Consider the following 21,053-nt stretch of genomic DNA (forward strand, 5'->3'; position numbering starts at 1 on the left):
TGAGTGGAACCCTCCCAATGCGGGATCGCAATTTTGATGACATCGCGGAAAAGTTTTCGCGCAACATTTATGGCACCACCAAAGGTCAGCTTCGTCAGACGATCCTCTGGCAGGATCTGGACAAGCTGCTGGCTGAATTCGGTGACCGACCGTTGCGCGTGCTGGATGCTGGCGGTGGGGAAGGTCAGACTGCAATTCTGATGGCGCAGCGGGGACATCACGTCACGCTTTGCGATCTTTCTGCCGAGATGGTTGCGCGCGCAGGGCGAGCGGCAGAAGAGAAAGGTGTGAGCGACAACATGCATTTTATACATTGCGCCGCTCAGGACATTCCGCAGCATTTGGAAACGCAGGTTGATCTGATATTGTTTCATGCTGTGCTCGAATGGATCGCCGAACCACAAGCGATGTTAAAAACGCTGTGGTCGATGTTGCGCCCGGGCGGTGCGTTATCGCTGATGTTTTACAATGCCAACGGCCTGCTAATGCGAAACGTGCTGGTCGGCAATTTTGGCTATGTACAGCAGGGCATGTATAAAAAGAAACGACGCACGCTTTCACCGGATTTCCCTCGTGAACCGCAGCAGGTCTATGGCTGGCTGGAGGAGATCGGTTGGGAAATTACCGGCAAAACCGGCGTGAGGGTGTTTCATGATTATCTGCGTGATAAACAAAAACAGGATGACTGTTTAGACGCCTTAACAGAAATAGAGACGCGGTACTGCCGCCAGGAGCCTTATCTGAGCCTTGGCCGCTATATACACGTCACCGCGCGCAAGCCGCAGATGCAAGGATAATCTATGAGTGAATTTTCCCAGACAGTCCCCGAACTGGTTGCCTGGGCCAGGAAAAATGATTTCTCCATCTCGCTGCCGGTAGACAGACTCTCATTCCTGCTGGCGGTTGCGACGCTAAACGGCGAACGCCTGGATGGCGAAATGAGTGAAGGCGAACTGGTGGATGCGTTCCGCCACGTCAGTGATGCGTTTGAGCAAACCAGCGAAACCATTAGCGTGCGTGCCAACAACGCAATCAATGATATGGTGCGTCAACGTCTGCTGAACCGCTTTACCAGCGAGCAGGCGGAAGGAAACGCCATCTATCGTCTTACGCCACTGGGCATTGGCATTACCGACTATTACATCCGCCAGCGCGAATTTTCCACGCTGCGTCTCTCCATGCAGCTCTCTATTGTTGCAGGTGAGCTGAAGCGTGCCGCCGACGCGGCTGATGAAAACGGTGATGAATTCCACTGGCATCGCAACGTTTACGCGCCGCTGAAATATTCGGTTGCCGAGATTTTCGACAGTATCGATCTGACTCAACGTCTGATGGACGAACAGCAGCAGCAGGTGAAAGACGATATCGCTCAACTGCTTAATAAAGACTGGCGTGCGGCCATCTCCAGCTGTGAACTCTTGCTGTCAGAAACGTCGGGTACGCTGCGTGAGTTGCAGGATACGCTGGAGGCGGCGGGAGATAAGCTACAGGCCAATCTGCTGCGCATCCAGGACGCGACGATGGCGCACGACGATCTGCATTTTATCGACCGTCTGGTGTTTGATTTGCAGAGCAAGCTTGACCGCATTATCAGCTGGGGCCAGCAGTCGATCGACCTGTGGATCGGTTACGACCGCCACGTGCATAAATTTATCCGTACCGCCATCGATATGGATAAGAATCGCGTCTTTGCTCAACGTCTGCGCCAGTCGGTACAGACCTACTTCGATGCGCCGTGGGCGCTGACCTACGCCAACGCCGATCGTCTGCTGGATATGCGCGACGAAGAGATGGCGCTGCGTGATGAAGAGGTCACCGGTGAACTGCCGCCGGATCTGGAATACGAAGAATTTAACGAAATTCGCGAGCAGCTTGCGGCGATGATCGAAGAACAGCTCGCTGTCTACAAAACCAGACAAGCACCGCTGGATCTTGGCCTCGTGGTACGCGACTATCTGGCGCAGTATCCGCGCGCGCGCCACTTCGATGTTGCCCGCATTGTTGTAGACCAGGCGGTGCGCCTGGGCATCGCACAAGCCGATTTCACCGGACTGCCGCCGAAGTGGCAGCCGATTAACGATTACGGAGCCAAGGTACAGGCGCATGTCATTGACAAATATTGAACACGTGATGCCAGTTAAGCTGGCACAGGCGCTGGCGAATCCGTTGTTTCCGGCGCTGGATAGCCAGCTGCGTGCCGGTCGTCACATTGGCCTTGACGAGCTGGATAATCACGCCTTTTTGATGGACTTTCAGGAGTACCTGGAAGAGTTTTACGCTCGCTATAACGTTGAGCTGATCCGCGCGCCGGAAGGTTTTTTCTACCTGCGTCCGCGCTCTACCACGCTTATTCCGCGCTCGGTGCTTTCCGAACTGGATATGATGGTCGGCAAAATTCTCTGCTACCTCTATCTCAGCCCGGAACGTCTGGCGAATGAAGGGATCTTCACCCAGCAGGAGCTTTACGATGAGCTGCTGTCGCTGGCGGATGAAAGCAAGCTGCTCAAGCTGGTGAATAACCGCTCAACGGGGTCCGATCTGGACCGTCAGAAATTACAGGAAAAAGTTCGCTCTTCCCTGAACCGTCTGCGCCGTCTGGGAATGGTCTGGTTCATGGGTCACGACAGCAGCAAGTTCCGTATTACCGAATCGGTCTTCCGTTTTGGCGCCGATGTGCGTGCGGGTGACGATGCGCGTGAAGCGCAGCTGCGCATGATCCGTGACGGTGAAGCGATGCCGGTGGAAAACCATTTGCAGCTCAATGACGAGCACGAAGAGAATCAGCCGGATAGCGGGGAGGAAGAGTAATGATTGAACGCGGTAAATTTCGCTCACTAACGCTGATCAACTGGAACGGCTTCTTTGCCCGAACATTCGATCTGGATGAGCTGGTGACAACGCTCTCCGGCGGTAACGGGGCGGGTAAATCCACCACCATGGCGGCCTTCGTGACGGCGCTGATCCCTGACCTGACCCTGCTGCACTTCCGTAACACCACCGAAGCGGGCGCCACGAGCGGCTCCCGAGATAAAGGTCTGCACGGTAAGCTGAAAGCGGGCGTCTGTTATTCCGTACTGGACGTGATCAACTCCCGTCATCAGCGCGTGGTTGTAGGCGTGCGTCTGCAACAGGTTGCTGGCCGCGACCGTAAAGTAGATATCAAACCGTTTGCGATCCAGGGACTACCAACCTCCGTACAGCCGACCGCGCTGCTGACGGAAACCCTGAATGAACGTCAGGCGCGCGTCCTCACGCTCCAGGAGCTGAAAGACAAGCTGGAAGCTATCGAAGGCGTGCAGTTTAAGCAGTTTAACTCCATTACCGACTACCACTCTCTGATGTTCGATCTCGGTGTGGTAGCCCGTCGTCTGCGCAGCGCGTCAGATCGTAGTAAATACTACCGTCTGATTGAAGCCTCCCTGTACGGCGGTATCTCCAGCGCCATTACTCGCTCCCTGCGCGACTACCTGCTGCCGGAAAACAGCGGCGTGCGTAAGGCCTTCCAGGATATGGAAGCCGCGCTGCGTGAAAACCGCATGACGCTGGAAGCGATTCGCGTCACACAGTCTGATCGCGACCTGTTTAAGCATCTGATCAGCGAAGCCACCAACTACGTGGCGGCGGACTATATGCGCCACGCCAACGAGCGCCGTATTCATCTCGACCAGGCGCTGGAGTATCGCCGCGAGCTGTTTACCTCCCGCAAACAGCTGGTGGCTGAGCAGTATAAGCATGTCGAAATGGCGCGCGAACTGGGCGAGCACAACGGTGCGGAAGGGGATCTGGAAGCCGATTACCAGGCGGCCAGCGATCACCTGAACCTGGTGCAGACCGCGCTGCGTCAGCAGGAAAAAATCGAGCGCTATGAAGCCGATCTGGATGAGCTGCAAATTCGTCTTGAAGAGCAAAATGAAGTGGTGGCCGAAGCTGCCGAATTGCAGGAAGAGAACGAAGCCCGCGCGGAAGCCGCCGAGCTGGAAGTGGATGAGCTGAAAAGCCAGCTTGCTGATTACCAGCAGGCGCTGGACGTGCAGCAGACGCGTGCGATTCAGTACAACCAGGCGTTGCAGGCGTTGCAGCGTGCCAAAGAGCTGTGCCATCTGCCGGACCTGACCCCGGAAAGCGCTGACGAATGGCTGGATACCTTCCAGGCCAAAGAGCAGGAAGCCACTGAGAAACTGCTTTCTCTCGATCAGAAAATGAGCGTGGCGCAAACGGCGCATAGCCAGTTTGAGCAGGCGTACCAGCTGGTGGTGGCGATTAACGGTCCGCTGGCGCGTAACGAAGCGTGGGACGTTGCCCGTGAGCTGCTGCGCGACGGCGTCAATCAACGCCATCTGGCCGAACAGGTGCAGCCGCTGCGCATGCGCCTGAACGAGCTGGAACAGCGTCTGCGTGAACAGCAGGAAGCCGAGCGTCTGCTGGCGGAATTCTGCAAGCGTCAGGGTAAAAATTACGATTTCGACGAGCTTGAGGCCCTGCACCAGGAGCTGGAAGCGCGTATTGCGGCCCTGTCGGATACCGTATCGAACGCCAGCGAACAGCGCATGACGCTGCGTCAGGAGCTGGAACAGCTTCAGTCGCGTTCGAAGACGCTCTTACAGCGTGCGCCGATCTGGCTGGCTGCACAAAGCAGCCTGAACCAGCTCAGCGAACAGTGTGGCCAGGAGTTTGCCTCCAGCCAGGACGTCACCGAATACATGCAACAGCTGCTGGAGCGCGAGCGTGAAGCGATTGTTGAGCGTGACGAAGTGGGTGCGCGCAAGCGTGACGTCGATGAAGAGATCGAGCGTTTAAGCCAGCCTGGCGGCTCAGAAGATCCGCGCCTGAATGCCTTAGCCGAGCGTTTCGGCGGCGTGCTGCTGTCTGAAATTTACGACGATGTCGGCCTGGACGATGCGCCGTACTTCTCCGCGCTGTACGGTCCATCCCGTAACGCGATTGTGGTGCCTGATCTGTCGCTGATTTCGGACCAGCTTGCAGGGCTGGAAGACTGCCCGGAAGATCTCTACCTCATCGAAGGGGATCCGCAGTCGTTTGATGACAGCGTATTCAGCGTCGACGAGCTGGAAAAAGCGGTGGTGGTGAAAATCGCCGATCGCCAGTGGCGCTATTCGCGCTTCCCGGAACTGCCGCTGTTTGGCCGCGCCGCGCGTGAAAACCGTATTGAAAGCCTGCACGCTGAGCGCGAAACGCTTTCTGAACGTTTTGCAACCCTGTCGTTTGATGTTCAAAAAACGCAGCGTCTGCATCAGGCGTTCAGCCGCTTTATCGGCAGCCACCTGGGCGTTGCCTTTGAGCCCGATCCGGAAGCTGAAATTCGCAAGCTCAACACCCGTCGTGGAGAGCTGGAGCGTGCGCTTGCCAGCCATGAAAATGACAACCAGCAAAGCCGCGTGCAGTTCGAGCAGGCGAAAGAGGGCGTTGCGGCCCTTAACCGCATCCTGCCGCGCCTGAACCTGCTGGCGGACGATACGCTCGCCGACCGCGTGGACGAAATTCAGGAACGTCTGGACGAAGCGCAGGAAGCGGCGCGCTTTGTGCAGCAGCACGGCAATCAGCTGGCAAAACTGGAGCCGATGGTTTCCGTTCTCCAGAGCGACCCGGAACAGTTTGAGCAGTTAAAAGAAGATTACGCCTGGTCACAGCAGGTGCAGCGCGAAGCGCGTCAGCAGGCGTTTGCCCTGACGGAAGTGGTGCAACGTCGCGCACACTTCGGCTACTCCGATTCAGCAGAAATGCTGAGCGGGAACAGTGATCTTAATGAAAAGCTGCGCGAGCGTCTTGAGCAGGCCGAAGCAGAGCGTACGCGCGCCCGTGAAGCGATGCGTACTCACGCCGCACAGCTGAGCCAGTACAGCCAGGTCATGGCCTCGCTGAAAAGCTCCTTCGACACCAAGAAAGAGCTGTTAAACGATCTGCATAAAGAGTTGCAGGACATCGGCGTGCGCGCCGACAGCGGTGCAGAAGAGCGGGCGCGTATTCGCCGCGATGAGCTGCATGCTCAGCTCAGTAACAACCGCGCGCGTCGTAATCAGCTGGAAAAAGCGCTGACCTTCTGTGAAGCAGAGATGGACAACCTGACGCGACGCCTGCGCAAGCTGGAGCGTGACTATCATGAGATGCGTGAACAGGTTGTGACCGCGAAGGCGGGGTGGTGCGCGGTGATGCGCATGGTGAAAGATAACAACGTGGAGCGTCGTCTGCATCGTCGCGAGCTGGCGTACCTGTCAGCCGATGAACTGCGCTCTATGTCGGATAAGGCGCTGGGGGCGCTGCGTCTGGCGGTGGCGGATAACGAACACCTGCGCGACGTGCTGCGTATGTCCGAAGATCCGAAGCGTCCTGAGCGCAAAATTCAGTTCTTCGTGGCGGTTTATCAGCACTTACGCGAGCGTATTCGTCAGGACATCATCCGTACCGACGATCCGGTGGAAGCGATCGAACAGATGGAGATCGAGCTGGGCCGACTGACGGAGGAGCTGACCTCCCGCGAGCAGAAGCTGGCAATCAGCTCCCGCAGCGTGGCGAATATTATTCGTAAAACCATTCAGCGCGAGCAGAACCGTATCCGTCAGCTGAACCAGGGCCTGCAAAGCGTGTCGTTTGGCCAGGTCAACAGCGTGCGGCTGAACGTGAACGTGCGTGAGGCGCACTCCACGCTGCTGGACGTGTTGTCTGAACAGCACGAACAGCATCAGGATCTGTTCAACAGTAACCGCCTGACCTTCTCCGAAGCGCTGGCGAAGCTATATCAGCGTCTGAATCCGCAGATTGACATGGGCCAGCGTACGCCGCAAACCATCGGCGAGGAGCTGCTGGACTACCGCAACTATCTGGAAATGGAAGTTGAGGTTAACCGTGGCTCAGACGGCTGGCTGCGCGCGGAATCCGGTGCGCTCTCTACCGGTGAAGCCATCGGTACCGGTATGTCGATTCTGGTGATGGTGGTGCAGAGCTGGGAAGATGAAGCGCGTCGTCTGCGCGGCAAAGACATCTCGCCATGCCGTCTGCTGTTCCTCGATGAAGCCGCGCGTCTCGACGCCCGCTCCATCGCCACGCTGTTTGAGCTTTGCGAGCGACTCGATATGCAGCTCATCATCGCGGCGCCGGAAAACATCAGTCCGGAAAAAGGGACAACCTATAAGCTGGTGCGTAAGGTGTTTCAGAACAGTGAACACGTACACGTCGTGGGCCTGCGTGGTTTCGCCCCGCAGCCACCGGAGTCATTACCGGGCACGGCTGACGCCTCTTAACCCGGGGTGCGACAAATAGCGGCGCTCATGCGCCGCTTTTTTTATTCACTTAACTTGTGTTCAGGGCTGCGTTATCTTTAAACTTCTTTACATAAGGTAAGGCAGCAGCGAGTATGCCTTTCTATACTGAAGGAAAGCTCCAGAATAATGGGCATGTCGTGAAAAACAGGGGGCAAGGGATGTTGCTTAAGAAAAATCGTGGTCGTCAGCTGTCTGCGCTGAGTTTGTGCCTGACAGTGATGTTTGCTCCACTGTTTACCGCTCAGGCCGATGAGCCTGAAATTGTACCGACTGACAGCTCCGCGACGATGGGCGCGCAGCCGACGTCGCTGTCACAACCGCTGGATCAGTCTCCGGCGACGGCCATCATGGCCGGCATTAAACCGCTGCCGGAAGGCATCGATACTGAATCATTACGCCAGCAGCTTATGACCGGCCTGCCCTCGGGCTATACTCCCGCTTATATTAACCAGCTCACGCTGCTTTACGCTGCGCGCGATATGAAACCGATGTGGGAAAATCGCGAGGCGGTACGTGCCTTCCAGCAGCAACTGGCTGAAGTGGCGATTGCAGGTTTTCAGCCGCAGTTCACGACCTGGGTTGAGCTCCTGACCGACCCTGCCGTTACCGGACAGGCGCGTGACGTGGTGCTGTCTGATGCCATGATGGGCTACTTACAGTTTGTGGCGGGGATTTCGGTGAACGGCAACCGCTGGTTATACAGCAGTAAACCGTACAAGCTGGCGACGCCTGCGCTGTCCGTCATTAATCAGTGGCAGCTGTCGCTGGATAACGGCGAACTGCCGCGCTTTATCGCAAGCCTTGCGCCTGCCCATCCGCAATATGCCACGATGCATCAGTCGCTTCTTGAGCTGGTTGCGGATTCCCGCCCGTGGCCTCAGCTGCGTGGCACCACAACGCTGCGTCCGGGGCAGTGGAGCAGCGATGTGCCTGCGATCCGCGAAATTATGAAACGCTCCGGCATTCTCGACAGCGGCCCTAAAATTGCGCTGCCCGGTGACGAGACGCAAAATGCGGTCGTCAGCCCGTCGGCGCCGGTAAAAAAGAAAACGGCCGTTGCGTTGAGCAATAAGCCCGCCGCTTACGATCGCGAGCTGGTCGCCGCAGTGAAGCAGTTCCAGGCTGGGCAGGGGCTTGGCGCTGACGGCGTGATTGGTCCATCTACTCGCGACTGGCTGAACGTCTCTCCGGCCCAGCGGGCAGGGGTGCTGGCGTTGAATATCCAGCGCTTGCGCTTGCTGCCGGGCACGTTATCCACCGGCATTATGGTCAACATTCCGGCGTACTCCCTGGTCTACTATCAGGACGGTAGCGAAGTGCTGGCGTCCCGCGTGATTGTCGGCCGACCTGACCGTAAAACGCCAATGATGAGCAGCGCGCTGAATAACGTGGTGGTTAACCCGCCGTGGAACGTGCCGCCGACGCTGGCGCGCAAAGATATCCTGCCTAAGGTATGGAATGACCCGGGTTATCTGGAGCGACATAACTATACGGTGATGCGGGGCTGGAACAGCAAAGAAGCGATTGATCCCTGGATGGTCGACTGGTCAACGATTACGCCATCGAACCTGCCGTTCCGTTTCCAGCAGGCACCGGGCGCCCATAACTCGCTGGGACGTTACAAATTCAATATGCCAAGTTCGGACGCTATCTACCTGCATGATACCCCGAACCATAATCTGTTCCAGAAAGATGCACGCGCGCTCAGCTCGGGCTGTGTTCGGGTGAACAAGGCCTCCGAGCTGGCGAATATGCTGTTGCAGGATGCAGGCTGGAACGATGCGCGGATATCAGATGCCCTGAAGCAGGGGGATACGCGTTACGTCAATATTCGCCACAATATTCCGGTCAATCTTTACTATCTGACGGCGTTTGTAGGCGCGGACGGACGCACCCAGTATCGTACAGATATTTACAATTATGATCTGACAGCGCGATCCGGCGCACAAATTTTGCCAAAAGCGGAACAATTAATCAGGTAAATGAAGTAGTTCGGTAAAAATGATTGTCGTAAGTTATGGTGAATATGAGGCGATCTGTCTGCAAGCCGCGTATTCACTGGGGTTGGGTGCCTTGACGTAGCAGGCTTTGCCAGTTATGGTGCCCTTCGTGCGCTAAGCATATTGACAATTTCTTTTACCTGTAGACCTGATTATCATGGACAAATTTGACGCTAATCGCCGCAAATTGCTGGCGTTAGGTGGCGTTGCGCTGGGCGCAGCAGCCATCCTTCCGACGCCAGCATTTGCCACCCTCTCGACACCTCGTCCGCGTATTTTAACGCTCAACAATCTGCATACTGGTGAGACGCTTAAAGCGGAATTTTTCGATGGCAGAGGCTATATTCAGGATGAATTAGCAAGACTCAACCATTTTTTCCGTGATTTCCGCGCGAATAAAATCAAAGCCATCGACCCTGGATTATTCGATCAGCTTTACCGCTTGCAGGGACTGCTGGGGACCAAAAGGCCGGTGCAACTCATTTCTGGCTATCGCTCTCTGGATACCAACAATGAACTGCGCGCCCACAGCCGTGGGGTAGCGAAAAAAAGCTATCACACTAAAGGGCAGGCGATGGATTTCCATATTGAAGGCGTTTCGTTAGCCAATATTCGCAAAGCGGCGTTATCTATGCGCGCAGGTGGTGTAGGATACTACCCACGTAGCAACTTTGTGCATATTGATACCGGGCCGGTTCGGCACTGGTAATAACGAAACACAGGAGCAGTATGAACTATCGTATTATTCCGGTTACCGCGTTCTCACAGAACTGTTCATTGATCTGGTGTGAACAAACTAAACTGGCCGCGCTTGTCGATCCCGGTGGAGACGCAGGGACAATCAAGCAGGAAGTCGCTGCCAGCGGTGTAACGCTGATGCAGATTTTACTCACCCATGGCCATCTCGACCATGTGGGTGCAGCGGCAGAACTGGCTGAACACTACGGTGTGCCGATTATCGGCCCGGAAAAAGAAGATGAGTTCTGGCTTCAGGGGCTACCTGCCCAAAGCCGCATGTTTGGTCTGGATGACTGTCAGCCACTGACACCGGACCGCTGGCTGAACGAAGGCGATCGCGTTAACGTAGGGAATGTAACTTTACAGGTGTTGCATTGCCCAGGGCATACGCCCGGCCATATCGTCTTCTTTGATGACGTGTCGCGCCTGCTGATTTCCGGTGACGTGATTTTCAAAGGGGGCGTAGGACGCAGCGATTTCCCACGCGGCGATCACGGTCAACTGATTCAGTCGATTAAGCAGAAGTTATTGCCGTTAGGTGATGATGTGACGTTTATCCCTGGACACGGACCAATGTCGACGCTGGGCGATGAGCGGTTGCATAACCCGTTCCTTCAGGATGAAATGCCTGTCTGGTAAACCCGGTAAAATAAAAAAGCCTGCGCGATGCAGGCTTTTTTTATGGGTGCAGGTTACAGCACCGCGACAATGGCTTCGCACAGCGGCGCCATGTTGTCAGGCGTCATACCTGCAACGTTCACGCGGCCAGAGGCAACGGCATACACGCCAAACTCTTCACGCAGGCGCAGCACCTGCTCTTTGGTCAGGCCGCTGAAGGAGAACATGCCGTTCTGCTTGATGATGAAGCTGAAGTCACGGTCAGCGCCTTTCTCAGCCAGCGTGTTCACAAACAGCAGACGCATGCGCTGAATGCGCTGACGCATATCGTTCAGCTCTTGTTCCCAGATTGCGCGCAGCGCATCGTTGCTCAGGATCGTCGCGACCACAGACGCACCGTGTGCCGGTGGGTTAGAGTAGTTAGCGCGGATCACGGACTTCATCTGGCTGAATGCGCGATCGACGGTTGCTTCGTCAGCAGCCACCAGCGTACAGGCGCCGACACGCTCGTTATACAGACCAAAGTTCTTGGAATAGGAGCTTGCGACAATCAGCTCCTGATGGACGGCGGCGAATGCGCGCAGACCTTCAGCATCTTCTTCCAGACCACGGGCAAAGCCCTGGTAAGCGAAGTCAAACAGCGGCAGCCAGCCTTTTTCAACGGACAGCTTAGCCAGCTGTTCCCACTGTTCAAGCGTAGGATCGATACCGGTTGGGTTATGGCAGCAGCCGTGGAACAGCACCACATCGCCCGCCTGGGCTTCGCTCAGGCTGGCCAGCAGACCGTCGAAATCCAGCGCGTGGTTTGCCGCGTCGTAGTAGGCGTATTCACGCACTTCCAGACCCGCAGAATTAAAAACGCTCTTGTGGTTCGGCCAGCTTGGATTGCTTACCCACACACGCTTCACAGAGGTGTTTTTCGCCAGGAAATCTGCCGCCACGCGCAGTGCGCCGGTACCGCCTGGGGTCTGCGCCGTGCGGGCGCGTTTTTCGCTCACAATGGTGCTGCCTTTGCCGAACAGCAGCTCCTGGGTGCAGCGACCAAATTCAGGGATACCATCAATACCGAGGTAGTTTTTGGTGGTTTCGTTTTCCAGCAGATACTGCTCAGCTTTTTTGACGCTGGTCAGTACCGGAGTTTTGCCGGTTTCATCTTTATATACACCAATACCCAGGTTGATTTTGCCAGGGCGGTCGTCGGCACGAAACAGATCGGCCAGGCCCAGAATTGGGTCGGCAGGAGCGGCAGTAATGTTCTCAAACATGACGAAGTTCCATTGTGATTACAGAAGTGAAATCCGCTATCAGGTTAACGGTAGATTTACAAAATGCCAACCGTTTGCGACGAAAAGCGTGCGGCTTTTCAAAAGTCGCTATTATTTTCTCTCAGGAATAAAAAAACAGGGCCGAAGCCCTGTTCATTAAGCATATAACAACGAGGTGTGCTGATTAGAACTGGTAAACCAGACCCAGAGCCACGATATCGTCGTTGTTGATGCCCAGCTTGTTGTCGTCTTTCAGCTGGTTGATCTGATAGTCAACATAGGTAGACATGTTTTTGTTGAAGTAGTATGTCGCACCAACGTCGATGTAGTTGATGTAGTCTTCGTCACCGATACCTTCTACGTCTTTCGCTTTAGATTTGTAGTAAGCGATGGATGGACGCAGACCGAAGTCGAACTGGTACTGAGCGACGACAGAGAAGTCCTGAGACTTGTTAGCGAAACCACGGCTGCCCAGACGCGCTGCGTTACGCATCTCGCCATAAATAGCTGCCAGGTAGATGTTGTTCGCGTCATATTTCAGGCCGGTTGCCCACTGCTCAGCTTTGTCGCCTTTACCCCAATCCAGCGTCTGCTGGTTGTTGGTACGGTCAGCTGCACCATAAGCACCCACAATGCCGAAACCGTCGAAATCATAGCTCAGAGAAGTTGCCCAGCCGTCACCGTTGGAACGTACTGCGTCATCACGTTCATTTTTGCCCAGGTACTGAACACCAAAGTTCAGACCGTCAACCAGGCCGAAGAAGTTGCTGTTACGGTAAGTCGCCAGACCACCCGTACGGCCTGCGAAGAAGTTATCGCTCGCGCCGGTGTCGCCGCCGAACTCAGGCAGCATATCGGTGATGCCGATTGCGTCATAGACCAGACCGTAGTTACGACCGTAGTCGAAGGAGCCTGCGTCACCAAATTTCAGACCTGCGAATGCCAGACGGGTTTTGTTGCCGTTCTGTGCATCGCCACCTTCAGAGTTGTTACCTTGGAAGTTGTATTCCCACTGACCGTAACCAGTCAGCTGATCGTTGATCTGAGTTTCACCTTTGAAGCCCAGACGCGCGTAAGTGTTGTCGCCATCGTTGCCCGCGTAATCAGAGAAGTAATGCAGGCCAACTGCTTTCCCGTAAAGATCTAATTTGTTGCCGTCTTTGTTATAGATTTCAGCAGCGTTTGCTGCACCGGCTACCAGCAGGGCAGGGACTACCACTGCCAGGATATTGCGCTTCATCATTATTTATTACCCTCATTGGTTTTTTTATGACACTCGCCACTGCCGCCAATAAATTCTGTCAATAAATATTTCCGGAACTATTGATGAGAGTTAGGTGTCTTTATGTGTCTGACAGGCATCTTTCCATTCATAGAATCGTTTCGCTACACTGAAAGTGCTACAATCTTCAAGATTCAGTTACCAAAAGAAAATATGTGTAACTAAATATGTATTTTTGGGAACTTTGTGAAGCACCTCAAATTTCAGTGCCACCTGGCGAATTAAACATCCGCTTTATTCTTATATATATGATTTCCTTATGTTTAATTTAGCTAAAGGCCTTTCGTATAAACAGAAGTTAAACGGCTCATTTTTTCTTATGATCGATAAAAGCCATCCAGATGGCTGTGAAATTGGTTGTTTTTTATGCTAATGCGTAAGGATTGTTTTAAGCGCAATAAGAATGGGGTTATTTTTTTGTCTCAGGATATTTCGTGGAAACAAAACGTAACAGGTAGAGGTAATAGCGGGGTTGTGGTTTAAAGACGCTTACTTCTGACTGACGAAAACTGACATTGCAGGATAAAATAATGGCCAGCATTTGCTGGCCATTAATGATTTGGTCGGTTAGAAACTTGCGTTACGCGGTGTGCGTGGGAACGGAATCACATCACGTACGTTCTGAACACCTGTTACGTAAGCAATCAGACGTTCGAAGCCCAGGCCAAAGCCGGAGTGTGGAACGGTGCCGTAGCGACGGAGATCGCGATACCAGCTGTAGTCCGCCGGGTTAAGGCCCATCTCCTGCATACGCGCGTCCAGCACATCCAGGCGCTCTTCACGCTGGGAGCCACCGATGATCTCACCAATGCCCGGCGCCAGGACATCCATCGCGGCAACGGTTTTACCGTCTTCGTTAAGGCGCATATAGAACGCCTTAATGTCTTTCGGATAGTTTTTCACCACAACCGGTGCTTTAAAGTGCTTCTCTGCCAGATAACGTTCGTGCTCGGAGGAGAGATCCACGCCCCAGTAAACCGGGTTTTCGAATTTCTCACCGCATTTTTCCAGGATTGCGACCGCGTCGGTGTAATCCACCTGCGCGAAGTCTGCGGAGACGAAGCGCTCAAGACGGGCGATGGCGTCGTTATCGACACGCTCAGCGAAGAATTTCATGTCGTCTGCGCGCTCTTCGAGAACGGCTTTAAACACGTATTTCAGCATCGCTTCTGCCAGGGCTGCCGCGTCATTCAGATCGGCAAAGGCCACTTCCGGCTCCAGCATCCAGAATTCCGCCAGGTGACGGCTGGTGTTGGAGTTTTCCGCACGGAAGGTTGGGCCGAAGGTATAGATCTTAGACAGCGCACAGGCGTAGGTTTCACCGTTGAGCTGGCCGGAAACCGTCAGGAAGGCTTCTTTACCAAAGAAGTCTTTGTCGTAATCGACTTTACCTTCCGGCGTACGCGGCAGGTTTTCCATATCCAGCGTTGAAACGCGGAACATTTCACCTGCGCCTTCGGTATCGGAAGCCGTGATCAGCGGAGTAGAAACCCAGAAGTAACCCTGCTCGTCAAAGAAACGATGCAGCGCCTGCGCCAGCGTATGACGCACGCGGGCAACCGCACCAATCAGGTTGGTGCGCGGACGCAGGTGCGCGACTTCACGCAGATATTCGATGCTGTGACGCTTTGCAGCCATCGGGTAGGTGTCAGGATCTTCAACCCAGCCGGTCACTTCCACCGAGGTCGCCTGAATTTCGTAGCTCTGACCCTGGCCCGGAGAGGCCACCACAACACCGGTGACGATCACGGAACAGCCGGTTGTCAGGTGCAGAACGTCATCATTGTAATTGGGCAGAGAATTATTAATGACGGCCTGTACAGGATCAAAGCAGGAACCGTCATAGACGGCGAGGAAGGAGATGCCAGCTTTAGAATCTCGGCGAGTACGCACCCATCCGCGCACGGTGACCTCCTGGTCAACGGCGACACGGCCCTGGAGTACGTCGGCTACAGGCACAACGCTCATAATATTCTCTCTGTTAATAGTCGGAAAAAATAAACACTTGTCCGCCCTTATAGGGGGGATATCTATGTTACCTGCCATCCGCTATCAGACAAGTAAATTTCACCGTCTTAAGAGAAGAAATAAGAAATTAATAAGAGAAGGGGAGCCATGAAGGCTCCCCCGAAGCCGTTAACTGGCTTTTTTAACCTGAGGCAAATCGAAGGCTTTACGTAATGCGCGGACAAACGCTTTGTCATGGCAGATGGTTTTGCCCGGACTGTCGGAGAGCTTCGCGACCGGCTTACCGTTACATTCCACCAGTTTTATGACGATGTTCAGCGGTTTCACCTGAGGAATATCACAGGTTAACCGCGTACCAATCCCGAAACTCAGGTTCACCCGCGATGAGAAATGGCGATAAAGGTCGACGGCTTTCGCCAGGTCAAGGTTATCGGAGAAGACCAGCACCTTACTCATGGGGTCGATGCCCAGTTTTTCGTAATGGGCGATGGCTTTCTCACCCCATTCAACCGGGTCCCCGGAATCATGGCGCAAACCCTGGTAGCGTTCGGCAAACTCAGGGCCAAAGTCGCGCAGGAACGCGTCCATGGTAATGCAGTCGGTAAGGGCAATACCCAGCCGATCCGGGTATTCCTCTAGCCACGCGGCGAGGGCGGCGCGCTGGCTGTTGGCAAGGTCAGGGCTGATCTGCTGGTGCGCCTGGAACCATTCGTGCGCCTGGGTGCCCATAGGCGTTAAATCAAGGCGACGTGCCAGATCGTAGTTACTGGTGCCAACGAACCACGGCTCCTGTTGCAGACGTCTGACAATGGCTTCCTGAACCTCGCGAGAGAAGCGGCGGCGCGTGCCAAAGTCCATCAGACGGAATCGGGACATATCCAGCCCTTCGGTCAGTCTGGAAAACTCAACGAGTTTATTCTCCAGAGCGGTAACCGCCTGCGTCACACCGGTTTCAGGGGAGCGATAGCGGTGGGCCAGCTCGCTGATCACGGCCAGAAGCGGCACTTCCCACATGATCACCTCACGCCACGGGCCGGTCAGACGAATGTCCAGCTTGCCGTTATCATTGGTGACGGTGACCTGTTCCGGGTTATAGCGGAACTCACGCAGCCAGTTCAGATAATCCGCTTTAAAGAAAGGCAGGCCTGAAAGCCACTGATATTCGTCATCGGTGAGCGCCAGATGCTGCATGGCCTCGACCTGTTCACGAATGGAATCTGCGTAGATACCCAGCAAGTCGTCACCCCGGCAGCGAAATTCCGCCGCAACATGGACATCATGATAGTGGTGAAACACGGCTTGCTGCATATGCAGCTTGTACGCGTCGGTATCCAGCAACGTATGCAGAACCGGAGAAGCGAATTGAGTCATAGGTGCGCTGTAGCATCCTCTCACGGGAGCGTTTAGTACAATAAACAACTCCGGAGTATACCCTGTTTAGTGATTTATTGAACCCCGATCACAACATAAGCACACTTTATGGTCGAGAGCATTTCGTGCCCCGTGTTATAAAAATGTAGCTAAAAAGGGCGTTGTGCCTGAAAAGATGAACATTCTGCATAGCGCGTTTTACACAACAGGAATATATTGAATCGTTACTCGACAAACGATGCATAAGGTTTTCTATGACACAACAGCCACAAGCTAAATACCGCCACGACTATCGTGCGCCGGAATACCTGATAAGCGATATCGATCTGACTTTCGACCTGGATGCCACAAAAACCGTGGTGACGGCGATAAGCCAGGTGACGCGCCAGAGCGCGACTGCCGTGCCGCTGCGTCTGGATGGTGAAGACCTGACGTTGGTTTCCCTGCATATTAACGATGAAGCCTGGTCAGACTATAAAGAAGAAGGCAACCAGCTGGTCATCGACAACCTGCCGGAACGCTTTACCCTGCGCATCGTGAATGAAATTAGCCCTGCCGCCAATACCGCGCTGGAAGGACTTTACCAGTCAGGCGTAGCCCTGTGTACCCAGTGTGAAGCCGAAGGTTTCCGCCACATTACCTGGTATCTGGATCGCCCGGACGTCCTGGCGCGCTTTACCACCAAAATTATTGCCGACAAAACGCTGTACCCGTACCTGCTTTCCAACGGCAACCGGATTGCTGAAGGGGAACTGGAGAATGGCCGTCACTGGGTACAGTGGCAGGATCCGTTCCCGAAACCCTGCTATCTGTTTGCGCTGGTGGCGGGAGATTTCGATGTCCTGCGCGACACCTTTAAAACGCGCTCTGGCCGTGAAGTCGCGCTGGAGCTGTTCGTGGACCGTGGCAACCTTGACCGCGCACCGTGGGCAATGACCTCCCTCATCAACTCCATGAAGTGGGATGAAACGCGCTTTGGCCTCGAATATGACCTCGACATCTATATGATCGTTGCGGTCGATTTCTTCAACATGGGCGCGATGGAGAATAAAGGCCTTAACATCTTTAACTCTAAATACGTGCTGGCGCGTACCGATACCGCCACGGATAAAGATTACCTCGATATCGAACGCGTTATCGGCCACGAATATTTCCATAACTGGACCGGGAACCGCGTCACCTGTCGCGACTGGTTCCAGCTGAGCCTGAAAGAGGGCTTAACCGTCTTCCGCGATCAGGAGTTCAGCTCCGATCTGGGATCGCGGGCGGTGAACCGCATCAACAACGTGCGCACCATGCGTGGTCTGCAATTTGCAGAAGATGCCAGCCCAATGGCGCACCCGATCCGCCCGGATAAAGTCATTGAGATGAATAACTTCTACACCCTGACGGTGTATGAAAAAGGCGCTGAAATTATCCGTATGATCCACACCCTGCTGGGTGAAGAGAATTTCCAGAAAGGGATGCAGCTTTACTTTGAGCGTCACGACGGCAGTGCGGCCACCTGCGACGATTTTGTTCAGGCGATGGAAGACGCCTCTAACGTCGATCTGTCTCATTTCCGCCGCTGGTACAGCCAGGCCGGTACGCCGATTGTGACGGTCAAAGACGACTACAACCCGGAAACCGAGCAGTACACGCTGACCATCAGCCAGCGCACGCCGCCAACGGCCGAGCAGGAAGAGAAACATCCGCTGCACATTCCATTCAGCGTTGAGCTGTACGACAACGAAGGCAACGTGATCCCGTTACAGAAGGGCGGCCACCCGGTGCATAACGTGCTGAACGTGACCCAGGCAGAGCAGACCTTTATCTTCGATAACGTCTATTTCCAGCCCGTTCCTGCCCTGCTGTGCGAATTCTCCGCGCCGGTGAAACTCGAATATAAGTGGAGCGATCAGCAGCTGACGTTCCTGATGCGTCACGCGCGCAACGATTTCTCGCGCTGGGATGCGGCACAAAGCCTGCTGGCGACCTACATCAAGCTGAACGTCAACCGTTACCAGCAGGGCCAGCCGCTGACGCTGCCGGTTCATGTGGCAGACGCGTTCCGTGCCATCCTGCTGGATGAGAACATTGACCCGGCGCTGGCGGCTGAAATTTTGACGCTGCCGTCTGCGACTGAAATCGCCGAGCTGTTTGACATCATCGACCCGATTGCCATCGTCGCCGTGCGTGAAGCGCTGACCCGCACGCTGGCGACCGAACTGGCAGATGAGTTCCTCGCCATTTACAACGCCAACAAGCTGGACGCGTATCGGGTGGAACATGCGGATATCGGTAAACGTTCCCTGCGCAATACCTGCCTGCGCTATCTGGCGTTTGGTGAGGCAGAGCTGGCGAACACGCTGGTCAGCAAGCAGTACCACGAAGCCGATAACATGACGGATGCCCTGGCCGCGCTGGCCGCAAGCGTTGCCGCCGAGCTACCGTGCCGCGATGCGCTGATGCAGGAGTACGACGACAAGTGGCATCAGGATGGTCTGGTGATGGACAAGTGGTTCATCCTTCAGGCCACCAGCCCGGCAGCCGATGTACTCAGCAAAGTACGCAGCCTGCTGAAGCACCGTTCGTTCACCATGAGCAACCCGAACCGCGTCCGCTCTCTGATTGGTGCCTTCGCCAGCAGCAACCCGGCCGCGTTCCATGCCGAAGACGGCAGCGGTTATCAGTTCATGGTTGAAATGCTGACCGAGCTTAACAGCCGTAACCCGCAGGTGGCGTCTCGTCTGATTGAGCCGCTGATCCGCCTGAAACGTTACGATGCGCAGCGTCAGGCGAAAATGCGCGCCGCGCTTGAGCAGCTGAAAGGGCTGGACAATCTGTCTGGCGATCTGTACGAGAAGATTGCTAAGGCGCTGGCCTGATGTAAAAAAGCCCGGTGGCGCTACGCTTACCGGGCCTACGTGGGGTCGCGGGGCATCGGTTTTCTCCCTCTCCCTGTGGGAGAGGGCCGGGGGTGAGGGCATCAGGCATTAGCCTTTATCCGCTGAATCTCCGCTTCCCCACGTTTCATCACCCGATCCAGTACTTCGGCTTCCAGCTCCGCCAGTCTGGCCGATCCCACGCGGCGAGGACGTGGAATATCTACCGTCAGATCCAGACCAATTTTGCCCTCTTCTATTAACAGCACCCTGTCTGCCATTGCCACGGCTTCACTGACATCATGCGTCACCAGCAGTACCGTAAAGCCGTGCGCCTGCCAGAGGGTTTCAATCAGATCCTGCATCTCGATCCGCGTCAGGGCATCAAGCGCGCCGAGCGGTTCATCGAGCAGCAACAGGCCGGGACGGTGAATCAGCGCGCGTGCCAGCGCTACGCGCTGCTTTTGTCCACCCGACAGGGCCGCAGGCCACTCTCCCGCGCGATTCTCCAGCCCTACCGCTGCGAGTGCCTGCCGGGCGTCCTCCCGCCAGCTGCCCTTCAGGCCCAGCCCGACGTTATCCATCACCGTTTTCCACGGCAGCAGACGCGCGTCCTGAAACATCATGCGCGTATCATCCTGAATCGTGGCCAGCGGCGTAGTGCCTGCCAGAATGTCACCGCTGTTTGGCGCTTCCAGCCCGGCTAAAAGACGCAGCAGGGTACTCTTGCCGCCACCGCTGCGGCCGACAACGGCCACGAACTGTCCGGCAGGAATATGCAGATCCAGTGCATTCAGAATGGTGTTGTCGCCGTAGCGTTTGGTCACGCCGTTCAGCAGTAACGGTGTTCCCTGGTTCAGTCGTGCAGTATTCATGCTTTCGCCTCCTGAGCGGTGTAGGCCGGGTTCCAGCGCAGCCAGCTACGTTCCAGCCACTGGGCGCTGACGTCCGCAAGTTTGCCGAGCAGGGCATAAAGGATAATGGCAACCACCACCACGTCCGTTTGCAGGAACTCGCGGGCGTTCATCGCCAGATAACCAATGCCGGAGTTAGCCGAAATGGTTTCCGCCACGATCAGGGTTAGCCACATCAGGCCGAGCGCAAAACGCACCCCAACCATAATGGAGGGCAGGGCGCCCGGCAGGATCACATGGGTAAACAGGGCAAAACCTGACAGGCCATAGCTGCGGGCCATCTCCACCAGACCGCGATCGATATTACGGATCCCATGCCAGGTATTGATATAAATCGGGAATAACGTTCCCAGCGCCACGAGGAAAATTTTGGCGCTCTCATCAATGCCAAACCACAGGATAACCAGCGGAATAAGCGCCAGATGCGGCACGTTGCGCAGCATCTGAACGGAGGTATCCAGCAGCCGCTCACCCCAGCGTGACAGGCCGCTGATCAGCCCCAGCGTCAGGCCGATGCTTCCGCCTATCGAAAAGCCAATTACCGCGCGCCAGGAGCTGATGGCAAGATGTTGCCACAGCTCACCGCTGGCGCTTAGCGACCAGAACGCTTCCACAACGCCCTCCGGAGAGGGCAAAATGCGGCTCGACAGCCAGCCAGTTGAAGACGCCAGTTGCCAGACGAGGACAATGCCGACGGGCAGAAACCACGGCGCGGCGCGCAGCAGCCATTTTTGTGCGGTTGCAGACATGGTGGCT

General features: G+C 55.4%; 14 protein-coding genes. 8 read left to right on the forward strand and 6 right to left on the reverse strand.

The genetic code is table 11. The annotated features are described in order from the left end of the window. Positions 1 to 17: 17 nt before the first annotated feature. The 7 genes from cmoM (at position 18) to L379_RS14780 (ending at position 10,654) form a co-directional block, all read left to right on the forward strand. Positions 18 to 797 carry a tRNA uridine 5-oxyacetic acid(34) methyltransferase CmoM gene (cmoM, locus tag L379_RS14810; RefSeq protein ID WP_003858212.1) on the forward strand — a complete coding sequence of 260 codons (780 nt, stop codon included), beginning with the start codon at positions 18 to 20 and terminating at the stop codon, positions 795 to 797. A 3-nt stretch (positions 798 to 800) separates the two neighbouring features. Next, positions 801 to 2,123, forward strand: coding sequence for a chromosome partition protein MukF (mukF, locus tag L379_RS14805; RefSeq protein WP_015570962.1), 1,323 nt, complete (start codon positions 801 to 803; stop codon positions 2,121 to 2,123). Then, entirely contained in the window at positions 2,104 to 2,808 is a 705-nt protein-coding gene (mukE, locus tag L379_RS14800) for a chromosome partition protein MukE (RefSeq protein WP_017384823.1), read from the forward strand. Before mukF ends, mukE begins: the two co-directional genes overlap by 20 nt. Next, positions 2,808 to 7,256, forward strand: a complete 4,449-nt coding sequence (mukB, locus tag L379_RS14795; protein ID WP_017693693.1) for a chromosome partition protein MukB — start codon at positions 2,808 to 2,810, stop codon at positions 7,254 to 7,256. The genes mukE and mukB overlap by 1 nt, the downstream gene beginning before the upstream one ends. Positions 7,257 to 7,435: 179 nt before the next feature. Beyond that, positions 7,436 to 9,259, forward strand: coding sequence for a L,D-transpeptidase (gene ldtD, locus L379_RS14790; RefSeq protein WP_032653149.1), 1,824 nt, complete (start codon positions 7,436 to 7,438; stop codon positions 9,257 to 9,259). A 175-nt stretch (positions 9,260 to 9,434) separates the two neighbouring features. Beyond that, positions 9,435 to 9,986 (forward strand): peptidoglycan L,D-endopeptidase MepK, encoded by a 552-nt coding sequence (locus tag L379_RS14785; protein WP_003858202.1) that lies wholly within the window; start codon positions 9,435 to 9,437, stop codon positions 9,984 to 9,986. Between the two features lie 20 nt (positions 9,987 to 10,006). Beyond that, the gene (locus L379_RS14780) at positions 10,007 to 10,654 is read left to right on the forward strand and encodes an MBL fold metallo-hydrolase (RefSeq protein WP_017693691.1); all 648 of its coding nucleotides are present in this window, start codon (positions 10,007 to 10,009) and stop codon (positions 10,652 to 10,654) included. A gap of 53 nt (positions 10,655 to 10,707) precedes the next feature. Here the strand turns inward: L379_RS14780 and L379_RS14775 are convergent, their stop codons facing one another. From L379_RS14775 to pncB, 4 genes are all read right to left on the reverse strand, one after another. Beyond that, positions 10,708 to 11,898: an amino acid aminotransferase gene (locus tag L379_RS14775; RefSeq protein WP_017384820.1), complete on the reverse strand. Its 1,191-nt coding sequence runs from the start codon at positions 11,896 to 11,898 to the stop codon at positions 10,708 to 10,710. Between the two features lie 184 nt (positions 11,899 to 12,082). Further along, the gene (gene ompF, locus L379_RS14770) at positions 12,083 to 13,141 is read right to left on the reverse strand and encodes a porin OmpF (protein WP_015570956.1); all 1,059 of its coding nucleotides are present in this window, start codon (positions 13,139 to 13,141) and stop codon (positions 12,083 to 12,085) included. A 606-nt stretch (positions 13,142 to 13,747) separates the two neighbouring features. Further along, entirely contained in the window at positions 13,748 to 15,148 is a 1,401-nt protein-coding gene (asnS, locus tag L379_RS14765) for an asparagine--tRNA ligase (RefSeq protein ID WP_015570955.1), read from the reverse strand. Between the two features lie 168 nt (positions 15,149 to 15,316). Continuing rightward, entirely contained in the window at positions 15,317 to 16,519 is a 1,203-nt protein-coding gene (pncB, locus tag L379_RS14760; RefSeq protein ID WP_023296228.1) for a nicotinate phosphoribosyltransferase, read from the reverse strand. 254 nt (positions 16,520 to 16,773) lie between these two features. Between pncB and pepN the strand changes: the two genes are divergently transcribed. Continuing rightward, complete coding sequence (gene pepN, locus L379_RS14755; RefSeq protein ID WP_023296264.1) at positions 16,774 to 19,386, forward strand: aminopeptidase N; 2,613 nt, start codon at positions 16,774 to 16,776, stop codon at positions 19,384 to 19,386. A gap of 101 nt (positions 19,387 to 19,487) precedes the next feature. Here pepN and ssuB read toward each other — a convergent pair whose 3' ends face one another. Further along, positions 19,488 to 20,258, reverse strand: coding sequence for an aliphatic sulfonates ABC transporter ATP-binding protein (gene ssuB, locus L379_RS14750; RefSeq protein ID WP_032653150.1), 771 nt, complete (start codon positions 20,256 to 20,258; stop codon positions 19,488 to 19,490). After that, positions 20,255 to 21,046, reverse strand: coding sequence for an aliphatic sulfonate ABC transporter permease SsuC (gene ssuC / locus L379_RS14745; RefSeq protein ID WP_003858185.1), 792 nt, complete (start codon positions 21,044 to 21,046; stop codon positions 20,255 to 20,257). The genes ssuB and ssuC overlap by 4 nt, the downstream gene beginning before the upstream one ends. Between the last annotated feature and the right edge of the window lie 7 nt (positions 21,047 to 21,053).

The organism is Enterobacter sp. MGH 33 (assembly GCF_000534535.1).
Classification (GTDB): Bacteria; Pseudomonadota; Gammaproteobacteria; order Enterobacterales; family Enterobacteriaceae; genus Enterobacter; species Enterobacter hormaechei_C.